The following is a 20,661-nucleotide window of genomic DNA, read 5'->3' as shown; positions in this document are numbered from 1 at the left end:
GCGCGATAAGACAGATGAAACGAAAAAGGTGATATCACTTTGACTCTTCTGTAACGATCAAATGGTAACCTTTGCCTGTTCGCCCGTCTTTCTGCGACGTAATGTCGCACTAATATGGAGCCTTACCAGAAAATACAGTCATGCCTGCGTGCAATGAAGGCTGACGGTGATGCGTGACTGGCGAACCATTCTAATAACTGGGGGATACACAAATGAGCACGAGCATCACGGCCGGCGGCGTCGCCGACCAGCCTGCGTTCCTCTCCAAGGAGCGCATCATCGCCAAGCCCGGTTTCAACCGGTGGCTGGTTCCACCGGCCGCACTGGCCATTCATCTCTGCATCGGCATGGCCTACGGCTTCTCGGTGTTCTGGCTGCCACTGTCCAAAGCCTTGGGTGTCACCAAGCCTGTGGCCTGTGCACCGGATATGAGCTTCATCTCGCAAGTCTTTTCGTCCCAATGTGACTGGCCGATCTCGATGCTCGGTTGGATCTACACCCTGTTCTTCATCTTTCTGGGTTGCTCGGCAGCCATCTGGGGCGGCTGGCTGGAACACGCCGGGCCACGCAAGGCCGGCGTTGTATCGGCATTGTGCTGGTGCGGTGGCCTGCTGATTTCCGCGCTGGGTATCTATACCCACCAGATCTGGCTGATGTGGGTCGGTTCCGGGGTGATCGGTGGTATCGGCCTTGGCCTGGGCTACATCTCCCCGGTGTCGACCCTGATCAAGTGGTTCCCGGACAAGCGTGGCATGGCCACCGGCATGGCGATCATGGGCTTCGGCGGCGGTGCGATGGTCGGTGCTCCGCTGGCTGCGGCGCTGATGAGCCATTTCGCTTCGCCAACCGGCGTGGGCGTATGGCAGAGCTTCCTGGTCATGGCCGCGATCTACTTCGTGTTCATGATCGGTGGCGCCTTGTCGTACCGCGTTCCGCCAACCGGCTGGAAGCCTGAAGGCTGGACCCCGGCACCGAAGAAAGCCGCGAACGCGATGATCACCCATCGCCACGTTCATGTGAACGTTGCCTGGAAAACCCCGCAGTTCCGTCTGGTATGGCTGGTGCTGTGCCTGAACGTATCCGCCGGTATCGGCATTCTCGGCATGGCTTCGCCACTGTTGCAGGAAGTGTTCGGCGGCAAGTTGCTCGGCAATGACCTGCCTTTCGGTCAGTTGGACGCCGTGCAACTGGGCCAGATCGCGGCCATCGCCGCTGGTTTCACCGGTCTGCTGAGCCTGTTCAACATCGGCGGCCGGTTCTTCTGGGCATCCTTCTCGGATTACCTGGGTCGTAAAAACACCTATTTCGTGTTCTTCGCCCTGGGCTTTGCCCTGTACGCGCTGATCCCGAACCTGGGTCACCTGGGCAGCGTCGCGCTGTTCGTGGCGGCGTTCTGCATCATCCTGTCGATGTACGGCGGCGGTTTCGCCACTGTGCCGGCCTACCTGGCGGACCTGTTCGGTACGCAAATGGTCGGCGCGATCCACGGTCGTCTGCTGACTGCCTGGGCAGCGGCGGGCGTGCTGGGTCCGGTACTGGTGAACTACCTGCGTGAATATCAACTGAGCATCGGCGTTGAACGTGCCGCGGCCTATGACATCACCTTGTACATCCTCGCCGGCCTGCTGGTGCTGGGCTTCCTGTGCAACCTGCTGGTCCGTCCGGTCGCCGACAAGTACTTCATGACCGACGCCGAACTGGCCGCCGAACAGGCGCTGGGCCATGACAAAGGCGCCGACAGCACCACTTCGCTGGAGTGGAAAGCTGCGCCGGGCACCAAGCCCCTGGCGATCGCCGCCTGGCTGGTGGTGGGCATTCCATTGGCGTGGGGTGTGTGGGTGACCCTGCAGAAGACGGCGGTGTTGTTCCACTAAGACCGTTGCCCTGACCATCAGGTGAGGGCAAACCTTGTGGGAGCGAGCTTGCTCGCGATGAGGGTGTGTCAGTCGACATCATGGTCGGCTGACCCACCGCTATCGCGAGCAAGCTCGCTCCCACATTTGTTTTATGTGTGGTGAAAGCTTGTATGGACATGTCTATCGCCGACAACCCGTCAGGGATATCACCTCCCGTGTTTCTGTTTGCCGCTCGCGCCCCTATAATGGCTGCCTTTTTCGCCCAATGATTTTGCGGAGCTGGTGATGGCCGAACGTAAGGCGTCTGTCGAGCGCGACACTCTGGAAACCCAGATCAAAGCCTCGATCAACCTGGATGGCACCGGAAAGGCCCGGTTTGATATCGGCGTGCCTTTTCTTGAGCACATGCTGGACCAGATCGCCCGTCACGGGCTGATCGACCTGGACATCGTCAGCAAGGGCGACCTGCATATCGACGACCACCACACGGTGGAAGATGTCGGTATCACCTTGGGCCAGGCCTTTACCAAAGCCATCGGCGACAAGAAGGGCATCCGTCGCTACGGCCATGCCTACGTGCCGCTTGATGAAGCGCTGTCGCGCGTGGTCATCGACTTCTCCGGCCGTCCGGGCCTGCAGATGCATGTGCCGTACACCCGTGCCACCGTCGGCGGCTTCGACGTTGACCTGTTCCAGGAATTTTTCCAGGGCTTCGTCAACCACGCCAACGTGACCCTGCACATCGACAACCTGCGCGGGCACAACACCCACCACCAGATCGAAACCGTGTTCAAGGCTTTCGGCCGCGCGCTGCGCATGGCCGTCGAGCTCGATGACCGCATGGCCGGCCAGATGCCTTCCACCAAGGGCGTCCTGTAATGCAGACGGTCGCGGTTATCGACTACGGCATGGGCAACCTGCACTCGGTGGCCAAGGCCCTCGAGCACGTGGGTGCCGGCAAGGTGCTGATCACCAGCGATGCCGACGTGATTCGCGAAGCCGACCGGGTGGTGTTTCCCGGCGTCGGTGCGATTCGTGATTGCATGGCCGAGATTCGTCGCCTGGGCTTCGACAAGCTGGTGCACGAAGTCAGCCAGGACCGTCCGTTCCTGGGCATCTGCGTGGGCATGCAAGCCTTGCTCGAGCACAGCGAAGAGAACGACGGCGTCGATTGCATTGCCATGTTTCCAGGCCAGGTGAAGTTTTTCGGCAAGGGCCTGCATGAAGACGGCGAGCACCTGAAAGTCCCGCACATGGGCTGGAACGAAGTGAAGCAGACGGTGGATCACCCGCTGTGGCACAACATCCCGGACCTGGCGCGCTTCTACTTCGTGCACAGCTACTACATCGCCGCCGGTAATGCGCGGCAGGTAGTGGGCAGCGGTCACTATGGCGTCGATTTCGCCGCGGCCCTGGCCGATGGCTCGCGCTTCGCCGTGCAGTTCCACCCCGAGAAGAGCCATACCCATGGCCTGCAACTGTTGCAGAACTTCGCAGCGTGGGACGGGCGCTGGTAATGGCCCGCAAGAAACCGCCGATCCTCACCCTCACGTCCGAGCAGGAGAGTGAAGCGAACCGCAAGATCCAGCGGTTCATGGAGGACCGTTTCGAGCTGGACCTGGGCTCGTTCGAAGCGGCGGAAATTCTTGACCTGTTTACCCGCGAAATTGCTCCGCATTATTACAACAGGGCGATTTTCGATGTGCAGACGCACCTTAAAGAAAGGTTCGAAAGCATTGAAAGCGACTTGTGGGCGCTCGAGAAAAACTGATTTTCGAGCCAAGCTGAATATTCGTATTTGAAGGTTTGCCAGATGCTGATTATCCCCGCTATCGATCTCAAGGACGGCGCTTGCGTACGTCTGCGTCAGGGCCGCATGGAAGACTCCACGGTGTTTTCCGATGACCCGGTGAGCATGGCCGCCAAGTGGGTGGAGGGCGGCTGCCGTCGCCTGCATCTGGTCGACCTGAACGGCGCCTTCGAAGGACAACCGGTCAATGGCGAAGTGGTCACGGCCATTGCCAAGCGCTACCCGAACCTGCCGATCCAGATCGGCGGCGGCATTCGTTCGCTGGAAACCATCGAGCACTACGTCAAGGCTGGCGTGAGCTACGTGATCATCGGCACCAAAGCCGTGAAGGAGCCCGAGTTCGTTGCCGAAGCCTGCCGCGCTTTCCCGGGCAAGGTCATCGTTGGCCTGGACGCAAAAGACGGTTTCGTCGCCACTGACGGTTGGGCTGAAGTCAGCACCGTACAGGTGATCGACCTGGCCAAGCGTTTCGAAGCCGACGGTGTGTCTGCCATCGTCTACACCGACATCGCCAAAGACGGCATGATGCAGGGCTGCAACGTTCCGTTCACCGCCGCCCTGGCCGCCGCGACGAAGATCCCGGTCATCGCTTCCGGTGGCATCCATAACCTGGGTGACATCAAGGCACTGCTCGACGCCAAGGCGCCGGGCATCATCGGTGCGATCACCGGTCGCGCGATCTACGAAGGCACCCTGGACGTCGCCGAGGCCCAGGCCTTCTGCGATACCTATAAAGGCTGAGGACTCACCATGGCGCTGGCCAAACGCATCATCCCTTGCCTGGACGTGGACAACGGCCGGGTGGTCAAGGGCGTCAAGTTCGAGAACATCCGTGATGCCGGCGACCCGGTGGAAATCGCCCGTCGCTACGACGAACAGGGTGCGGACGAGATCACCTTCCTCGACATCACGGCCAGCGTCGATGGCCGTGATACCACGCTCCATACCGTCGAGCGCATGGCCAGCCAGGTATTCATCCCGCTGACCGTGGGCGGTGGCGTGCGCACCGTGCAGGACATCCGCAACCTGCTCAATGCCGGTGCCGACAAGGTGTCGATCAACACTGCGGCGGTGTTCAACCCGGAATTCGTCGGTGAAGCGGCCCAGCACTTCGGTTCGCAGTGCATCGTCGTGGCCATCGACGCGAAGAAGGTCTCCGGCCCGGGCGAAACCCCGCGCTGGGAAATCTTCACCCACGGCGGCCGCAAACCCACGGGCCTCGATGCCGTGGAGTGGGCGAAGAAGATGGAAGGCCTGGGTGCCGGTGAAATCCTGCTGACCAGCATGGACCAGGACGGCATGAAAAACGGCTTCGACCTCGGTGTCACCCGCGCCATCAGCGATGCCCTGGGTATCCCGGTGATCGCTTCCGGCGGCGTCGGCAACCTGCAACACCTGGCCGACGGCATCCTGGAAGGCCATGCCAGCGCGGTGCTGGCGGCGAGCATTTTCCACTTTGGCGAATACACCGTGCCGGAAGCCAAGGCCTACATGGCGCATCGCGGTATCTGCATTCGCTGATCGCTGGACACCATGGCGGGCCCAAGGCACTCTTGGGCACACCATGGATTGCGGTAGCCAGACATGCTCAAACGCCTCGTTCTTGCCTTTGCCGGTGTCACGCTGCTGCTCGCAGGCACCGTCCGCGCCGCTGATACATCGCTGGTGTTGCTGACGGAAAATTTCCCACCGTACAACATGGCCAAGAACGGCAAGAACTTCGCTCAGGACGAGAACATCCATGGCATTGCCGTGGACATCGTCCGCGAAGTCTTCAAGCGTGCCGATATTTCCTACAGCCTGACACTGCGTTTCCCCTGGGAGCGGATCTACAAACTCGCCTTGGAAAACCCTGGCTACGGTGTTTTTGTCATGGCGCGGTTGCCGGAGCGTGAAAAGCTTTTCAAATGGGTTGGCCCCATCGGTCCGGATGATTGGATCATGCTCGCCAAGGCCGACAGCAAGATCGCCCTAGGTTCGCTGGAGCAGGCGCGCCAATACAAGGTCGGGGCCTACAAGGGCGACGCGATTGCCGAGACATTGGCCAAGCAAGGGCTGAACCCGATTGTCGTGTTGCGCGATCAGGACAACGCCAAAAAACTGGTCAACGGCCAGATCGATCTGTGGGCCACCGGCGATCCTGCCGGGCGTTACCTGGCGCGTCAGGAGGGGGTGACCGATCTCAAGACCGTGCTGCGCTTCAACAGTGCCGAGTTGTACCTGGCCTTGAACAAGGACGTGCCTGACGACGTGGTTGCCCGGCTTCAAAAGGCCCTGGATGAATTGCGCAAGGAAGGTGAAGTGGACGCGATCATGGCGCGGTATCTCTGAAGGTTGCGCCAGCCGGGTCGCCGCTACCGATAAACCCCATCCTTCCCATGCCCGACCATCGCCCGATTGCTGCGCAGGCTGATCATCGACTTGATGTCGATCCATTCGACGCCCTGTGCCTTGAGCTTGGGTAGCTCGCGTTCGAGCACGGCCAGGGTCTGTGGGTAGGGGTGGCCGATCATTACGGCCGAGCCTTGCTGGCGGGCCAGGTCGATAGCGGTCTGGAGCTGGCGGGCGATGGCCGCTTCGGTGCGCTCGTCGTCCAGGAACACGTCCCGCGACACGCTGGCGAGGCCGATCTTCTGCGCCTCGGCGGCGGCGACGGTCTGGGCGCTGGTGCGGCTGTCGACGAAAAATTTGTGTCGCTGCTGCAAGTTCGCCATCAGCCAGGCCATGGCCTGGGGTTGGGCGGTCATGCGGCTGCCCATGTGGTTGTTGATCCCGCTGGTATAAGGCACGGCAGCGAACGCGGCGTCGAGGCGCTTGCCCAGTTCTTCGATGGGCAGCTCCGGATGCCAGGCGAACGGCCCGGTGGCCGGGTCCATGGGCATGTGCAGCATGACCAGTTTGCCGGCACGATGGGCTTCGCGGGCGAATTCGGCGGCGTGGGGCGTGTCAGGCATGATCGCGGTGGTGACCGGGCCGGGGAGGGCCAGTACCCGGCGATCCCGGGGCAGGTTTTGCCCCAGGTCGTCGATGATCAGGCTCAGGTAGGCCTTGTGCGGTGGAGCGGGTGAAGCGGCGGGCGCAGCAAAGGCAGTGCCCGCCAGGCAGCACAACAGGCCGAGGATGAAGCGCCGGCCCATCTCAGCGGCCGGAAGTGATGTTCAACCCTTTGAGCAGGCTCAGGGCCTGGGCCAACTGGTAGTCGTCATCCTGTGGCATTGGCTTGGCCTTGCCACCGGAACCGGTCGGTTTGTCGGCGCCACCGTTGCCATTGCCCAGGTGACCTTGCAGGTCGGCTTCCTTGAAGTATTCGCCGTCCTGTTCGTTGGTGATCTTGGCCTTGCGCACCTCGATGTCCGGGACGATGCCCTGGGCCTGGATGGAGCGACCGTTGGGCGTGAAGTACAGCGCGGTGGTGATCTTCAGGGCGCGGTCGTTGTTCAGTGGCAATACGGTTTGCACCGAGCCTTTGCCGAAACTGGTGGTGCCCATGACCACGCCACGCTTCTGGTCCTGCAGGGCGCCGGCGACGATTTCCGATGCCGAGGCGCTGCCACCGTTGATCAGCACCACCAATGGCACGGCTTCGCTCAGGTCGTTGCCGGTGGCCGAGAAGCGCAGCTCGGAATTGGCGATGCGGCCCTTGGTGTAGACGATCAGGCCCTTGGTGATGAAGTGATCCACCACTTCCACCGCCGATTGCAGCACGCCGCCGGGGTTGTTGCGCAGGTCCAGGACCAGGCCGTTGAGCTTCTTGCCGTTGTCCTTGCGCATCTTGGCCAGGGCCTTGGCGACTTCTTCGCCGGTCTTGACCTGGAATTGGGTGATGCGGATGTAACCGTAGCCCGACTCCAGCAGCTGGCTCTTCACACTCTTGACCTGGATGACTGCCCGCGTGAGGGTCACGTCGAACGGCGTGCCACCGTCGCGCACCAGGGTCAGGGTGATCTTCTGGCCGATCTTGCCGCGCATCTTGTCCACGGCTTCGGTCATGCTCTGGCCGCGCGTCGGCTGGCCGTTGATCTTGACGATGAAGTCACCGGCCTGGATGCCGGCCTTGGAAGCAGGCGTGTCGTCGATCGGCGAAACCACTTTGACGAAACCGTCTTCGCTGCCGACCTCGATGCCCAGGCCGCCGAATTCGCCGCTGGTGCTTTCCTGCAGCTCGGCAAAATCCTCCGGCCCCAGGTAGGCCGAATGCGGATCAAGGTTGCTGAGCATGCCTTTGATGGCGTTCTCCAGCAGTACTTTGTCGTCCACCGGTTCGACATAGGCGGCCTTGATCCGGTCCATGACCTCGGCAAAGGTGCGCAGTTCGTCCAGCGGCAGCGGGGCCTTGGTGGTCGCGGCTGTGGCGGCGGGTGCCGACGGGGCCGGTTCGGCGGCGAAAGCCAGGGGCGCACCGATCACCAGGGCGATCGTCAGGGCCAGCGAGGTAAGGCGGGACAAATGCAGCATGTCGAACGAACTCCTTAATAGGATGGGCGCGCTTATCCTTGCGCACGACACCATTGGGCCGGGTCACTGGGGCGACCCTGCTGACGAATAGCGAAATACAGTGCTGGCGTATCCTGCCCGCCACTGTTGCCGACCGTGGAGATGGACTCACCGGCCTTGACCACATCCCCCGCGGACTTGAGCAGCGTCTGGTTGTGGCCGTACAGGCTCAAATAACCGTTGCCGTGATCCAGGATCACCAGCAGGCCGGCGCCGCGCAGCCAGTCGGCGAAGACCACGCGCCCGCCATGCACGGCATGCACCTGGCTGCCGGCGGAGGCGCTGATCATCACGCCGTCCCACTTGGTGCGGGTGTCGTCGCCGCGGGTTTCACCGAAGCGCGCAAGCAGTCGACCATTGACCGGCCATGGAAGTTTGCCCCGCGCCGACGCAAAAGCGCCGCCGAAGGTTTCGCCATCACTGGAAACCAGCGCGCCGGGGCTTGATTTCACCGGCTTGCGCGGCGCGTCGCCGGCATCTGCGTCGGCCTGGGCTTCACGCAAACGCTTTTTTTCGGCTTCCTGCTGGGCGATCAGCGCTTTCTGGCGCGCTTCTTCTGCCTCTCGGGCCTGGCGGGCCAGGGTTTCTTCGATGGTTTTCAATACATTGGCCAGTTCGGCCTGGTCCTGCTCGCGGGCCTTGAGCTTGCTGTCGCGAGCCTTCACGTCGTCATTGAGCTTGGCCAGGGCCACCTGGCGTTCCTTGCGTACCTTCTCGAGTTCTTCGCGCTGGGTGTCGAGGCTGCTTTTCTGCACCAGCAACTGGGCTTGCTGCAGTTCGATGTCTTTTTCGACATTGGCCAGTTGGCGCAGGGTTTCGTTGAAGTTCTTGAGCTGTTCCAGGCGGGCCTGGCTCAGGTAATCGTAATAAGTCAGGGTGCGGGCGAATTTCTCGGGATTCTGCTGGTTGAGCAGCAGCTTGAGGTATTCCTGGCGACCGTTCTGGTAGGCGGCCCGGGCCTGGATGGCGATCAGCTTTTGCTGTTCAGTGCGCGCGCTCTGGAGTTTTTTTTTCTCTCCATCGAGTCGTTGCAGCTCGGATTCGCTTTTCTTCAGCTCTTTTTGCAGGGCGTCGACCTGTTTCTCCAGATTGCCCATCTCGGTCTCGGTGCCGCGCAGGTCTTTCTGCACGCTGGATTTCTCTTCCTGCAACTTGCCCAGCAGTTTTTTCAGCTCGGCAATGTCCTGGCGCGTGGCTTCCAACTGTTGTTGGGTTTGCGCGCGCTCGTCGGCAAAGGCCGGTTGGAGCAAGCAGGTCAGAGCGAGGGCTATCAGGACGCGAAGCATAGAGGCGGGCGACACCAGGGAAAGGGACGGCCTAGTATGCCCGCCCCACGCTGCAAAAAAAACGCCCATTTGGGGCTGTGTGATAACTGGAGCGGTGCAGGGCACTTATTTCCCGCCAAACCCCTGTGGGAGCAAAGCCTGCTCGCGATGACGTCAGCACATCCAACGAAAATGTAGATTGTCAGATTGCTATCGCGAGCAAGCTTTGCTCCCACAGGGTTTGCGGTGATTGATGGATCAATCAGACCAGGATCGACGTCCCGGTCATCTCCGCCGGCTTCTCCATGCCCAGCAACATCAGCATGGTCGGTGCCACGTCAGCCAGCACGCCACCGTCACGGACCTTGAAGTTGCGCTTGCCGACATAGATGAACGGCACCGGCTCGGTAGTGTGGGCGGTGTGGGCCTGGCCGGTGGATTCGTCGGACATCTGCTCGACGTTGCCGTGGTCGGCCGTGATCAGTGCTTCGCCGCCGACCTTTTCCAGGGCCTCGACGATGCGGCCAACGCAGGTGTCCAGGCATTCCACGGCCTTGACCGCCGCCTCGAACACGCCGCTGTGGCCCACCATGTCACCGTTGGCGTAGTTGACCACGATCACGTCGTAACGCTGGTTTTCAATGGCCTCGACGATGCGGTCGGTCACTTCCGGCGCGCTCATCTCCGGTTGCAGGTCGTAGGTGGCGACTTTGGGCGAGGGGATCAGGATGCGTTCTTCGCCCGGGAAGGGTTCTTCACGGCCGCCGGAGAAAAAGAACGTCACGTGGGCGTACTTTTCGGTCTCGGCGATGCGCAGTTGGGTCTTGCCATTCTTCGCCAGGTAGTCGCCCAGCACGTTTTCCAGGCTGCCGGCGGCGAAGGCCGATGGCGCGGGGATGCTGGCGGCGTATTGGGTCAGCATCACGAAGCCGGCCAGTTTCGGCTGGCGAGCGCGTTCGAATTCCTTGAAGTCGTCTTCGACAAACACGCGGGTCAGTTCGCGAGCGCGGTCGGCGCGGAAGTTCATGAACACCACGGCATCGCCGTCCTCGACCTTGACCGGTTCGCCGATGGTGGTGGCCTTGACGAATTCGTCGCTTTCACCACGCTCGTAGGCGGCTTGCAGGCCTTCCTGGGCGGTGGCGGCATTGAATTCGGCGCTGCCGTCGACGATCAGGTTGTAGGCCTGGGACACGCGGTCCCAGCGGTTGTCACGGTCCATGGCGTAATAGCGGCCGATGAGGCTGGCGATGCGCCCCTTGCCGAGTGCCTGGAATGCTGCGTCCAGGAGTTCGATCGACGACGTGGCACTTTTCGGTGGCGTGTCGCGGCCATCGAGGAACGCGTGCAGGTAGATCTGCTCGGCGCCGCGCTTGAAGGCCAGTTCGGCCATGGCGATCAGGTGGTCCTGGTGGCTGTGCACGCCACCGTCGGACAGCAGGCCCATGAAGTGCACGGCCTTGCCGGCGGCCACGGCTTTATCCACGGCGGCGCAGATGGTCGGGTTTTCGAAGAACTCACCGTCGCGGATCGATTTGGTCACGCGGGTGAAGTCCTGATACACCACGCGGCCTGCGCCGAGGTTCATGTGGCCGACTTCGGAGTTGCCCATCTGCCCGTCCGGCAGGCCGACGTCCATGCCGCTGCCGGAGATCAGGCCGTTGGGCACGGTGGCCCACAAACGGTCCAGCACAGGCTTGTTGGCCGAATACACGGCGTTGGATTCGTGGCTTTCACTGTGACCGAAGCCGTCGAGAATCATCAGGACCAAAGGTTTAGGCGTGGTAGTCATGGAATCCACTCGTGGCGGGTTAAAAGAAGACGATGGAAAAGGGACGGGCAGTTTAAAGGTAAGTTCCGACGGCGTCACCGCCGGGCGGGGTTTGGCCGGCCTTGTGTGCTGTGTATACTGGCCGACATTTTAACGCCCTGGAACCTCCTTCGATGGTTGCTCACCTGATTGAATTTGCCACTAACCACTACATTCTCGTCGGTATCTTCGTCGTACTGCTGGCGTTGCTGGTAGCCCATACGATGCAGGGTGGCGGTCGCAGCCTCAGTACCGCCGAGCTGACGGCGCTGGTCAACAAGGATGCCGGCGTGGTGGTGGACATCCGCCCGAGCAAGGATTACGCCGCCGGCCACATTGTCGGGGCGGTGAATATTCCCCAGGACAAACTGATCGCCCGCATCGGCGAGCTGGAAAAACACAAGGCCAAGACACTGATCCTGGTAGATGCCCAAGGCCAGCACGCCGGCACCCACGCCCGCGAGCTGATGAAATCCGGTTTCACCGCCGCCAAGCTGTCCGGCGGTGTTGCGAGCTGGAAAGCCGACAATCTGCCCCTGGTGAAGTGAAATGTCCCACGTCGTTGTCTATTCCAGCGATTACTGCCCCTATTGTTCCCGAGCCAAGTTCCTGCTCCAGAACAAAGGCGTGGCCTTCGAAGAGATCAAGGTCGACGGCAAGCCGCAACTGCGCGCCCAAATGGCCCAGAAGGCCGGGCGCACGTCCGTGCCGCAGATCTGGATCGGCAGCACCCACGTGGGCGGTTGCGATGATCTGTTCGCCCTGGAGCGCGCCGGTAAGCTCGACGCACTGCTCAAGGCCTGAATTTCCCACTGACAAGAACCTGAAAGTAAGAAGGATCTGCGATGACTGACCAACAGAACACAGCTGCCAGCGAAGACGAAGCCGCACCGCAATTCTCCTTGCAGCGCATTTATGTACGTGACCTGTCCTTCGAAGCCCCGAAAAGCCCGGCGATCTTTCGCCAGCAGTGGGAGCCGAGCGTAGGCCTGGACCTGAACACTCGCCAGAAAGCCCTGGAAGATGACTTCCATGAAGTGGTGTTGACCCTGTCGGTTACCGTGAAAAACGGTGACGAAGTGGCGTTCATCGCCGAAGTGCAACAGGCCGGGATCTTCCTGATCAGGAACCTGGATGCCGCTTCGATGAGCCACACCCTCGGTGCGTTCTGCCCGAACATCCTGTTCCCTTACGCCCGCGAAACCCTGGACAGCCTGGTGACCCGCGGTTCGTTCCCGGCCCTGATGCTGGCCCCGGTGAACTTCGATGCCCTGTATGCGCAAGAACTGCAGCGCATGCAGCAAGAAGGCGGCGCGACCGTTCAGTAAGCGGCGTCGCTTCTGTTCGCAAGGCACAAAACTTGTGGGAGCGAGCCCTGTGGGAGCCGAGCTTGCTCGCGATGAACGATGACGCGGTTTTGCAGTTGAACCGTGTCGACCTCATCGCGAGCAAGCTCGGCTCCCACAGGCTCGCTCCCACAGGTGTTTCTGGCTGACAGGCAGGGCTCAGGCGAAGCCGTTCTGCCGCCACGCCTCATAAACCGCCACCGCCACGGTATTGGACAGGTTCAGGCTGCGGCAGCCTTCGCGCATCGGCAGGCGCAGGCGCTGATCGGCGGGCAGGGCGTCCAGCACCTCGGCCGGCAGGCCACGGCTTTCCGGGCCGAACAGGAACGCATCACCGGCGACGAAGCTGGCGTCATGGAACGGCCGCGAACCCTTGGTGGTAAAGGCGAACAGGCGCGGATGCCCGAGGCTTTCCAGACAGCTGGCAAGGTCGGCGTGACGCTGCAAGGTGGCATACTCGTGATAGTCGAGACCGGCACGGCGCAGGCGCTTGTCGTCCATGTCGAAGCCCAGCGGTTCGATCAAATGCAGGTGGCAGCCGCTGTTGGCGCACAACCTGATGACATTGCCGGTATTCGGCGGAATTTCCGGTTGAAAAAGGATGACGTGAAACATGCACGGCTCCGCAGATGAAGATGAGCGGCATTCTACGCTGCAAACCGACCGACGTTCGAAGCTAATGCCTCGGGTGATGGGCTCGTTGGCGATCTTCGGCATGATGGTCGGATTGATGATCGGACGCCTGACCACGCCCGAACCGAGCGTGCTGCAGCAGGTCGAGGTGATTGACGGTGGGGTGGTGACCTGGTTCAACACCGAACCCAAGCTGCACGGGGAAGTCATCGACGGCTCGGTGGCGCTGTTGTTCGAAGCGCAAGGGCGATCGCAGAACGGCCAGTTAAAGCTCAACGGCAAGGACGTGAACTGGCGGGTGCGGTTGAGTGACAAGGGGTTGTTGCTGACGCTGGTGGCGGCGCGTCCGTTGCGCGGGGCGTGGACCTCCAGCGAGGTCGATGACCGCTGGCGGCTGGAGGTCCGTCTCCAGGAGCAATAAAAGAGGGAATCCCCGGCCTGCCTGTACCAAGGTCCCCAAAACGGGAGGGCTTACCGCGAAGGTCCAGCCCTGGTGTAAAGAAGGGAAACCTTGACCTGCCTGTATCAAGGCCCCCAAAACAGTGGGCTCGATGAGCCCGGTATAAAAGAGGGGAATCCCCGGCCTGCCTGTACCAAGGTCCCCGAAACTGGGTAGTGATTGAGTTATTGCAGGGGGCGTGCCAGTTTTGAATGGCTTGTCACAAAAACACTGCTGGCGATGCTGAAAGCCCCGTATTCCGGGGCTTTTGTTTTTGTTTGTGCGGTTTTTTTCGAACTGGATCGATTGGTTTTGGCTCGTTGTGCATGCGCAATTGCGGTTCGCAGTGCATTGATGCGGTGCACACAGTCCTTTAAAAAGCATCGTCGGATCGCCGCCCGGAGCAAGCTCGCTCCCACAGGGGATCTGCGGTGAACACAAATTTTGTGCCTGATGCAGAACCATTGTGGGAGCGAGCTTGCTCGCGATTGGCCTTCAAGATCAGCGAAGGGTTAAAGGCCGATCAGCCCTCATCCCCGTCATCATCATCCCCACCGTCGACCTTCATCCCCAATTCCTTGATCTTGCGGGTCAAGGTATTACGGCCCCAACCCAGCAGCACCGCGGCGTCGCGGCGGCGGCCGGCGGTGTGCTTGAGGGCGGTTTCGATCATGATTCGCTCGAAACTCGGCACCGCGCTGTCCAGCAGGCTCGACTGGCCACGGGACAGGGCCTGGTCGGCCCACTGGCGCAGGGCTTGCTCCCAGTTGGTCACCGGAGCCGAATCCTGCGGCAGGCTCAACAGCTCTGGCGGCAGGTCGCTGATGTGCACTTCGCGACCCGAAGCCATTACCGTGATCCAGCGGCAGGTGTTCTCCAGCTGACGCACGTTGCCCGGCCACGGCAGGTTCTTGAGGTATTCCTCGGTTTCGCTCTTGAGCAGCTTGGGCTCGACCGCCAGTTCCTGGGCCGCGCGGCTGAGGAAGTGCCTGGCCAGGGTCGGGATGTCTTCGCGACGGTCCGCCAGGCGCGGGATATGAATGCGGATCACGTTCAGGCGGTGGAACAAGTCCTCACGGAATTTGCCGGCGTGAACCAGGGTTTCCAGGTTCTGGTGGGTCGCGGCGATGATGCGCACGTCCACCTTGACCGGCGTATGCCCGCCCACCCGATAGAACTCGCCATCGGCCAGTACGCGCAGCAAGCGCGTCTGGGTGTCCGCCGGCATGTCGCCGATTTCATCGAGGAACAACGTGCCGCCGTCGGCTTGCTCGAAGCGCCCGCGCCGCAGGTTGGCCGCGCCGGTGAACGCACCTTTTTCGTGGCCGAACAGCTCGGACTCCATCAGGTCCTTGGGAATCGCAGCCATGTTCAGCGCGATGAACGGCGATGCCGCCCGTGGACTGTGACGGTGCAGGGCGTGGGCCACCAATTCTTTGCCGGTGCCCGACTCGCCGTTGATCAGCACGGTGATGTTGGAGTGGCTCAGGCGCCCGATGGCGCGAAACACTTCCTGCATCGCCGGCGCTTCACCGATGATTTCCGGGGTGCGGGCCAGGGCTGGCACCTCTTCCATGCCCTGTTGTTCCTGGGCATGTTGATTGGCGCGCTTGACCAGCGACACGGCTTCATCGACGTCGAATGGCTTGGGCAGGTATTCGAAAGCGCCGCCCTGGTAGGACGCCACGGCGCTGTCCAGGTCGGAATGGGCGGTCATGATGATCACCGGCAGCCGTGGATGCTGTTCGCGAATCCGCGCCAGCAGGTCCAGGCCGCTGGCGCCAGGCATGCGGATGTCGGAGATGATGACGTCCGGTTGCTGACGCGCCAGGCGACTCATTACTCCATCGGCGCTGTCGAAGCTCTGGGTGGTCATGCCTTCCTGTTGCAAGGCTTTTTCCAGGACCCAACGGATAGAACGGTCGTCATCGACGATCCACACGGTTTCACTACGGCTCATGTCGATGTGGCTCCTTGTTCCAGTGGCAGGAAGATCGAGAAGGTGGTGTGGCCGGGGTGGCTTTCACACTCGATCAAGCCCTGATGCTGACTGATGATGTTCTGGGTAATGGCCAGGCCCAGCCCGGTACCGTCCGGACGGCCGCTGACCATGGGAAAAAAGATGGTTTCCTGCAGCTCGGCAGGGATGCCCGGGCCGTTGTCGATGATTTCGATCTTGGTCACCAGGCGATGGCGCACATGGCCGATGGTGAACTGGCGCATGGCGCGGGTACGCAGGCTGATGCGCCCCAGGCGCAGCTCGTTCTGGCTGCTGATGGCTTGCATCGCGTTACGCACAATGTTCAGCACGGCCTGGATCATCTGCTCGCGGTCGATCAAGACATCGGGAATGCTCGGGTCATAGTCGCGCACCAACGTGATGCAGCCTTGGCTTTCGGCTTCCACCAGGCTGCTGACGCGCTCCAGCACCTCATGGACGTTGCACATCGCCAGCGATGGCAGCTTGTTCGAGCCGAGCATGCGGTCCACCAGGTTCCGCAGGCGGTCGGCTTCTTCAATGATGACGTTGGTGTAGTCCTTGAGGTTTTCTTCCGGCAGTTCGCGGGCGAGCAACTGCGCCGCGCCACGAATCCCGCCGAGGGGGTTCTTGATCTCGTGGGCCAGGCCGCGCACCAGCATCTTGCTGGTTTCCTGCTTGGACAATTGCGCTTCTTCCTTGGTGATACGCAGCAAGCGATCACGCGGGTGGACTTCCAGCAACAGCAGGGTGGCGCCGTTGTTCAGGATTGGCGTAACCGCGTAGTCCACGGTCAGGGTCTGGCCGGTCAGCGCGGTCAGCATCGCTTCGCGCTTGGTGAACGGATGGGCCTGTTCCACCGCCTGGCGCAAGGAGTTGAGTGCTTCGGCGGACTCGGTGAACAACTCGCTGATGAACTGTCCGTGGCTGCGCTGGCCACTGACGGCCAGGAGCATCTCGGCCGCCGGGTTCATGTACTCGAGGCGCAGTTCGGCGTCGAGCAGGATGGTCGCGGTGGTGAGGTTGTCGAGCAGCAAGCGGTGTAGTGCGTCGCTAATGGTCATCAGGACCTCTTTTGGAGCGTAGCAACTTGGGACCGGTCCCAAATTGCGCGCGCGATTAATGCGCTGTTACGAGGAAAATGCAAAAACCAAACCAAGGCTCCGAAAAGAAGCGTTTAGAGCCTCAAAAGGGTGTTTTTCGCCCAGTTGCGTGGCGTTCTGCCAGCTTTTTCGGGTACTTTCGAACCAAAATGGGTTTGGAAACTGAGTAGCGTGCAATGGTTTGCACCAATATAGTGCGCCAACCTGAACGGCATCAGAAGAACGGCAGGATGCTGCTTTTTTCTTCTTCAGGCTTTTCGGCGAGGGGGCACTCGGGGCGTTGACCGTAATCGGTCGCGGCGCAGGGTTTGATGCGGCGCTTTTGCGCCAGGGACATGCGTTGCATATGGAAGGGCTGGTTGGCGGTGCGTTCGACGATGCGGTCCTGCTCATCGAGGATTTCTACCGCCAGTTGATGGGTGCCTCGATCGATGTTGCTCAAGGCAAACACCGGGCTCGGCCCCGGCGCGCCTGTTGGCTGGCCGTCGAGCAACAGGCGATAGCGGTGGCCTTTTTTCAGGCCGGGTTCGCTGGTGACGCTGACGATCAGTTCGCCTGCGGTGCTGCGTATCGTCGCGTCCGGCTCAGGTATCAACAGCCGGAGCATTTCGTAATGAAACAGGGGCTCGGGCCGGGCTTCGGGCATGGGCGCCGAGGTTGTGCCCGGGGGCGGCGTCGGCATCCGGTTGCCGGGTGGCAGTTGGACTTTCTTCGCATTGCCGGGGCGCGGCTGATCGGTGAAGACGCGATTACCCTGGGCATCGATGTAGGTGTAGACCTGCGCCACCCCAGGCAGCGCCGCCAGCGCCAGGCTAAGCGCGAGCAGCCAGCGGATCATGGCTGGTGCACCCGCTGCACGGTGAACGTGACGGTCTTGCTTTGTTGCACGAGGGTGTCCCCGTCGATGACTTGAACCGCCAGGCTGTGCTCGCCCCGATCGATGTTCACCAATTGCAGGCGTGGCACGTTGGACGGCTGGCCGTAGGGTTGGCCGTCCAGCAATAGCTGGAACAGATGCGGGCTCTGCAGGCGCGGTTGCGCTCGGACGCCAACGGTGAAGGTGCCATTGTTGGCGCGCAGGGCCTCGTCGGTGGGGATGTCCGTCAGTACCAATGTTTCGTAGGCATTGCGCGGCTCGTCGCTGTTGGCGGGGGCTGGCGGTGTGTTCGGGCTGGCTGGGGATTGGCGTTCGATACTGTTGAGCGGCGGCAACTCCACCGTCTGGGCTGGTACGCCTTGGGGCGGCTGGTTGCTGTAGGCGGTGTTGCCGTCGGCGTCGGTGTACTTGTAGATCTGCGCGGCGGCGGGCAGTGCCAACAACAGGATGATTGGAAAACCACGACCCATGGAAAATCGACCGAAAACTAAAAGTGATGGGTTGCAGCATAGGTCAGGGAGGGTGATTGACCCAAGTTGTTGCACATAACCCCTGTGGGAGCGAGCTTGCTCGCGATAGCGGTATGTCAGTCACTGAGATGTTGGCTGAGCCGGCCCCTTCGCGAGCAAGCCCGCTCCCACAGGGGATCAGCTGTGAACACAAATCTTGTGCCCGATGCAGAACCACTGTGGGAGCGAGCCTGCTCGCGAAAGCGGTGTGTCAGACGCTGAGATGTTGAATGTAAAGGCCTCATCGCGAGCAGGCTCGCTCCCACAAGGGGAGGTGGGGTGCCTCAGGATTTTGTGGAGATACACAGCTCTCCGGTCGCTCGGATCAGGGCGAGGCGGTGCACCGGGTGCTGCTTGTTGTGGTGGGTGGCCCGGGCCAGCCATTGCGGGCACTGCGGGTCGGTGCGGTAGGGGGCGAAATCGGCCAGTTGTTGCAGCAGGCGTTTTTGCAGTCGATCGAGTTGCGGGCGGATCTGTCCCACCAGGTCCGGGCGTGGGAGGTCCGGGGCCTTGCCTTCCAGGGCCCAGTCGGACAGGTTGATGTACTGCACCATTTTGTTGGCTTCTATCTGGGCGGCGAAAAACGCTTCCACGGTTTCGCCACTCAGCTTGTAGGCCGGTGCCTGGGCAACGGCGGCAGCAATGACTTCACGCTCGCGCTGACGGTCTTCTACCGGTTTATGGCTGTCCCATTTGCTCAACGCCACTTGATCGCCAAGGGCCAGGCGTTCGCCAATGGCGTTAAGCAACGGGGTAAGGGCCTCAGGGGCGGGAGCCGAGGCGGCTTCGGCGGTGGAGGCCAGCAGTGCGGCAGACAGGGCAAGGCAGAGCTTGAAGCGCAAAGTCATGGGCAATCTCGTCTTCTATGGGGGAGCGACGAGGCATCATGCACGTAACCTGCGCCCATAAAAAAGGCCTCCCGAAGGAGGCCTCTCTTTATTCACGCCGTGCGTGGCGGCGTTTACTGGATCAGCAGCTGTAGTACAGCTCGTATTCCAGTGGGTGTACAAAGGTGCGAACCTTGATTTCTTCTTCGCTTTTCAGTGCGATGTAAGCGTCGATGAAGTCATCGCTGAATACGCCGCCCTTGGTCAGGAAGGCACGGCCCTTGTCCAGCTCTTCCAGGGCTTCTTTCAGGCTGCCACACACCTGTGGGATTTCCTTGGCCTCTTCAGGCGGCAGGTCATACAGGTTTTTGTCAGCGGCATCGCCAGGGTGGATCTTGTTCTGGATACCGTCCAGACCGGCCATCATCAGTGCAGCGAAGGCCAGGTACGGGTTGGCAGCCGGATCCGGGAAGCGTGCTTCGATACGGCGGGCTTTAGGGCTGTTCACGTAAGGAATACGGATCGAGGCGGAACGGTTGCGAGCCGAGTAGGCCAGCATGACCGGGGCTTCGAAGCCTGGTACCAGACGCTTGTAGGAGTTGGTCGACGGGTTGGTGAAGCCGTTCAGGGCCTTACCGTGCTTGATGATACCGCCGATGAAGTACAGGGCGGTGTCCGACAGGCCGGCATAGCCTTCGCCTGCGAAGGTGTTCTTGCCGTCTTTGGAGATCGACATGTGAACGTGCATGCCCGAACCGTTGTCGCCGTACAGTGGCTTCGGCATGAAGGTCGCGGTGCGACCGTAGGCGTCGGCAACGTTGTGTACGCAGTACTTCAGGGTCTGGACTTCGTCAGCCTTCTTGACCAGCGTGTTGAACTTCACGCCGATTTCGTTCTGGCCGGCAGTTGCCACTTCGTGGTGGTGAACTTCGACGGTCTGGCCCATCTCTTCCAGTGCGTTGCACATGGAGGTACGGATCTCGTGGTCGTGGTCGAACGGTGGAACCGGGAAGTAGCCGCCCTTGATGCCTGGACGGTGGCCTTTGTTGCCGCCTTCCACGTCCTGGTCGGACATCCACGAACCTTGTTCGGAGAAGATCTTGAACATGGAGCCGGAGATATCGGACTTGAATTTGACCGAGTCGAAGATGAAGAACTCAGGCTCAGGACCGAAGAAAGCGGTATCACCGATACCGGTGGACTTCAGGTATTCCTCGGCGCGGTGGGCGATGGCGCGTGGGTCGCGGTCATAGCCTTGCATGGTCGAAGGTTCGATGATGTCGCAGACCAGGATCAGGGTCGGCTCTTCGGTGAACGGGTCCAGGACGGCAGTTTCGTCGTCCGGCATCAGGATCATGTCGGAGGCTTCGATGCCTTTCCAGCCGGAGATGGAGGAACCGTCGAACATTTTCCCGATTTCAAAGAATTCGTCGTCCAGCGCATCACGGGCCGGCATGGTCACGTGATGTTGAGTACCTTTGGTGTCAGTGAAGCGCAGATCAATCCACTTGACGTCATGATCTTTGATGAGTTGAACCGACTTCGACATATGTCCTCCGGGTGGCTTCGGGCGGGTAGTGGAGTGCCCTTAGATATGGGTGATGCCGGCGCGAATACTCTGCCATGGCAACCTGCCTCACAAGGGAGCAAATTGCATGCCAGTGCCCCAGCATGGGTTTTTTGCACCAAATCCACGCTTTTAAAGGCGTAAATC

General features: G+C 61.2%; 22 protein-coding genes. 11 read left to right on the top strand and 11 right to left on the bottom strand.

Annotated features, from left to right (window positions below; genetic code table 11):
- Nucleotides 1-212: 212 nt before the first annotated feature.
- The 7 genes from AB4O09_RS28825 (at nucleotide 213) to AB4O09_RS28795 (ending at nucleotide 5,997) form a co-directional block, all read left to right on the top strand.
- Nucleotides 213-1,874, top strand: coding sequence for an OFA family MFS transporter (locus AB4O09_RS28825; protein WP_003196821.1), 1,662 nt, complete (start codon nucleotides 213-215; stop codon nucleotides 1,872-1,874).
- 267 nt (nucleotides 1,875-2,141) lie between these two features.
- Nucleotides 2,142-2,735 carry an imidazoleglycerol-phosphate dehydratase HisB gene (hisB, locus tag AB4O09_RS28820; RefSeq protein ID WP_003186751.1) on the top strand — a complete coding sequence of 198 codons (594 nt, stop codon included), beginning with the start codon at nucleotides 2,142-2,144 and terminating at the stop codon, nucleotides 2,733-2,735.
- Nucleotides 2,735-3,373: an imidazole glycerol phosphate synthase subunit HisH gene (gene hisH / locus AB4O09_RS28815; protein ID WP_003196824.1), complete on the top strand. Its 639-nt coding sequence runs from the start codon at nucleotides 2,735-2,737 to the stop codon at nucleotides 3,371-3,373. The genes hisB and hisH overlap by 1 nt, the downstream gene beginning before the upstream one ends.
- Nucleotides 3,373-3,627: a DUF2164 domain-containing protein gene (locus AB4O09_RS28810; RefSeq protein WP_003196826.1), complete on the top strand. Its 255-nt coding sequence runs from the start codon at nucleotides 3,373-3,375 to the stop codon at nucleotides 3,625-3,627. Before hisH ends, AB4O09_RS28810 begins: the two co-directional genes overlap by 1 nt.
- Before the next feature lie 42 nt (nucleotides 3,628-3,669).
- Nucleotides 3,670-4,407, top strand: a complete 738-nt coding sequence (gene hisA, locus AB4O09_RS28805) for a 1-(5-phosphoribosyl)-5-[(5-phosphoribosylamino)methylideneamino]imidazole-4-carboxamide isomerase (protein ID WP_003196828.1) — start codon at nucleotides 3,670-3,672, stop codon at nucleotides 4,405-4,407.
- A 9-nt stretch (nucleotides 4,408-4,416) separates the two neighbouring features.
- On the top strand, nucleotides 4,417-5,187 hold the full coding sequence (gene hisF, locus AB4O09_RS28800; RefSeq protein WP_003196830.1) for an imidazole glycerol phosphate synthase subunit HisF: 771 nt from the start codon (nucleotides 4,417-4,419) through the stop codon (nucleotides 5,185-5,187).
- A 63-nt stretch (nucleotides 5,188-5,250) separates the two neighbouring features.
- Nucleotides 5,251-5,997, top strand: a complete 747-nt coding sequence (locus AB4O09_RS28795) for a substrate-binding periplasmic protein (RefSeq protein WP_013692067.1) — start codon at nucleotides 5,251-5,253, stop codon at nucleotides 5,995-5,997.
- A 23-nt stretch (nucleotides 5,998-6,020) separates the two neighbouring features.
- Here AB4O09_RS28795 and AB4O09_RS28790 read toward each other — a convergent pair whose 3' ends face one another.
- The 4 genes from AB4O09_RS28790 to gpmI form a co-directional block, all read right to left on the bottom strand.
- Entirely contained in the window at nucleotides 6,021-6,803 is a 783-nt protein-coding gene (locus tag AB4O09_RS28790; RefSeq protein WP_013692068.1) for a divergent polysaccharide deacetylase family protein, read from the bottom strand.
- Between the two features lies 1 nt (nucleotide 6,804).
- On the bottom strand, nucleotides 6,805-8,121 hold the full coding sequence (locus tag AB4O09_RS28785) for a S41 family peptidase (protein WP_003196836.1): 1,317 nt from the start codon (nucleotides 8,119-8,121) through the stop codon (nucleotides 6,805-6,807).
- Nucleotides 8,122-8,153: 32 nt separating this feature from the next.
- Nucleotides 8,154-9,446 carry a murein hydrolase activator EnvC family protein gene (locus tag AB4O09_RS28780; protein WP_003196837.1) on the bottom strand — a complete coding sequence of 431 codons (1,293 nt, stop codon included), beginning with the start codon at nucleotides 9,444-9,446 and terminating at the stop codon, nucleotides 8,154-8,156.
- Nucleotides 9,447-9,687: 241 nt separating this feature from the next.
- Nucleotides 9,688-11,217, bottom strand: a complete 1,530-nt coding sequence (gene gpmI, locus AB4O09_RS28775; protein ID WP_013692069.1) for a 2,3-bisphosphoglycerate-independent phosphoglycerate mutase — start codon at nucleotides 11,215-11,217, stop codon at nucleotides 9,688-9,690.
- A 152-nt stretch (nucleotides 11,218-11,369) separates the two neighbouring features.
- On the opposite strand from gpmI, the gene AB4O09_RS28770 reads away from it, so the two are divergent.
- The 3 genes from AB4O09_RS28770 to secB are packed head-to-tail and all read left to right on the top strand — an operon-like array spanning nucleotide 11,370 to nucleotide 12,563.
- Nucleotides 11,370-11,783 carry a rhodanese-like domain-containing protein gene (locus AB4O09_RS28770; protein WP_003196840.1) on the top strand — a complete coding sequence of 138 codons (414 nt, stop codon included), beginning with the start codon at nucleotides 11,370-11,372 and terminating at the stop codon, nucleotides 11,781-11,783.
- 1 nt (nucleotide 11,784) lies between these two features.
- Nucleotides 11,785-12,039 (top strand): glutaredoxin 3, encoded by a 255-nt coding sequence (gene grxC, locus AB4O09_RS28765; RefSeq protein WP_003196844.1) that lies wholly within the window; start codon nucleotides 11,785-11,787, stop codon nucleotides 12,037-12,039.
- Between the two features lie 41 nt (nucleotides 12,040-12,080).
- Nucleotides 12,081-12,563: a protein-export chaperone SecB gene (gene secB / locus AB4O09_RS28760; RefSeq protein WP_003196846.1), complete on the top strand. Its 483-nt coding sequence runs from the start codon at nucleotides 12,081-12,083 to the stop codon at nucleotides 12,561-12,563.
- Nucleotides 12,564-12,740: 177 nt separating this feature from the next.
- Here secB and trmL read toward each other — a convergent pair whose 3' ends face one another.
- Complete coding sequence (gene trmL, locus AB4O09_RS28755) at nucleotides 12,741-13,196, bottom strand: tRNA (uridine(34)/cytosine(34)/5-carboxymethylaminomethyluridine(34)-2'-O)-methyltransferase TrmL (RefSeq protein ID WP_003196848.1); 456 nt, start codon at nucleotides 13,194-13,196, stop codon at nucleotides 12,741-12,743.
- Here trmL and AB4O09_RS28750 point away from each other — a divergent pair.
- On the top strand, nucleotides 13,195-13,635 hold the full coding sequence (locus AB4O09_RS28750) for a hypothetical protein (RefSeq protein ID WP_460107782.1): 441 nt from the start codon (nucleotides 13,195-13,197) through the stop codon (nucleotides 13,633-13,635). The genes trmL and AB4O09_RS28750 overlap by 2 nt on opposite strands.
- Before the next feature lie 541 nt (nucleotides 13,636-14,176).
- On the opposite strand, the gene ntrC is transcribed toward AB4O09_RS28750, so the two are convergent.
- From ntrC to glnA, 6 genes are all read right to left on the bottom strand, one after another.
- A complete protein-coding gene (gene ntrC / locus AB4O09_RS28745) occupies nucleotides 14,177-15,613 on the bottom strand; it encodes a nitrogen regulation protein NR(I) (RefSeq protein WP_013692071.1) in 1,437 nt (478 codons plus the stop codon).
- Nucleotides 15,610-16,695, bottom strand: coding sequence for a nitrogen regulation protein NR(II) (gene glnL, locus AB4O09_RS28740; RefSeq protein ID WP_003196853.1), 1,086 nt, complete (start codon nucleotides 16,693-16,695; stop codon nucleotides 15,610-15,612). The genes ntrC and glnL overlap by 4 nt, the downstream gene beginning before the upstream one ends.
- 253 nt (nucleotides 16,696-16,948) lie before the next feature.
- Complete coding sequence (locus AB4O09_RS28735; protein WP_003196855.1) at nucleotides 16,949-17,572, bottom strand: DUF4124 domain-containing protein; 624 nt, start codon at nucleotides 17,570-17,572, stop codon at nucleotides 16,949-16,951.
- The gene (locus AB4O09_RS28730) at nucleotides 17,569-18,081 is read right to left on the bottom strand and encodes a DUF4124 domain-containing protein (protein ID WP_460107781.1); all 513 of its coding nucleotides are present in this window, start codon (nucleotides 18,079-18,081) and stop codon (nucleotides 17,569-17,571) included. Before AB4O09_RS28730 ends, AB4O09_RS28735 begins: the two co-directional genes overlap by 4 nt.
- 323 nt (nucleotides 18,082-18,404) lie before the next feature.
- On the bottom strand, nucleotides 18,405-18,968 hold the full coding sequence (locus AB4O09_RS28725; RefSeq protein WP_028237803.1) for a chorismate mutase: 564 nt from the start codon (nucleotides 18,966-18,968) through the stop codon (nucleotides 18,405-18,407).
- 121 nt (nucleotides 18,969-19,089) lie between these two features.
- Complete coding sequence (gene glnA, locus AB4O09_RS28720) at nucleotides 19,090-20,496, bottom strand: type I glutamate--ammonia ligase (RefSeq protein WP_003196860.1); 1,407 nt, start codon at nucleotides 20,494-20,496, stop codon at nucleotides 19,090-19,092.
- Between the last annotated feature and the right edge of the window lie 165 nt (nucleotides 20,497-20,661).

The sequence above is a fragment of the Pseudomonas sp. H1_F01 genome (genome assembly GCF_054681425.1).
Note: the sequence above shows the minus strand (reverse complement) of the source record. Positions and strands in the feature narration are given on the sequence as shown.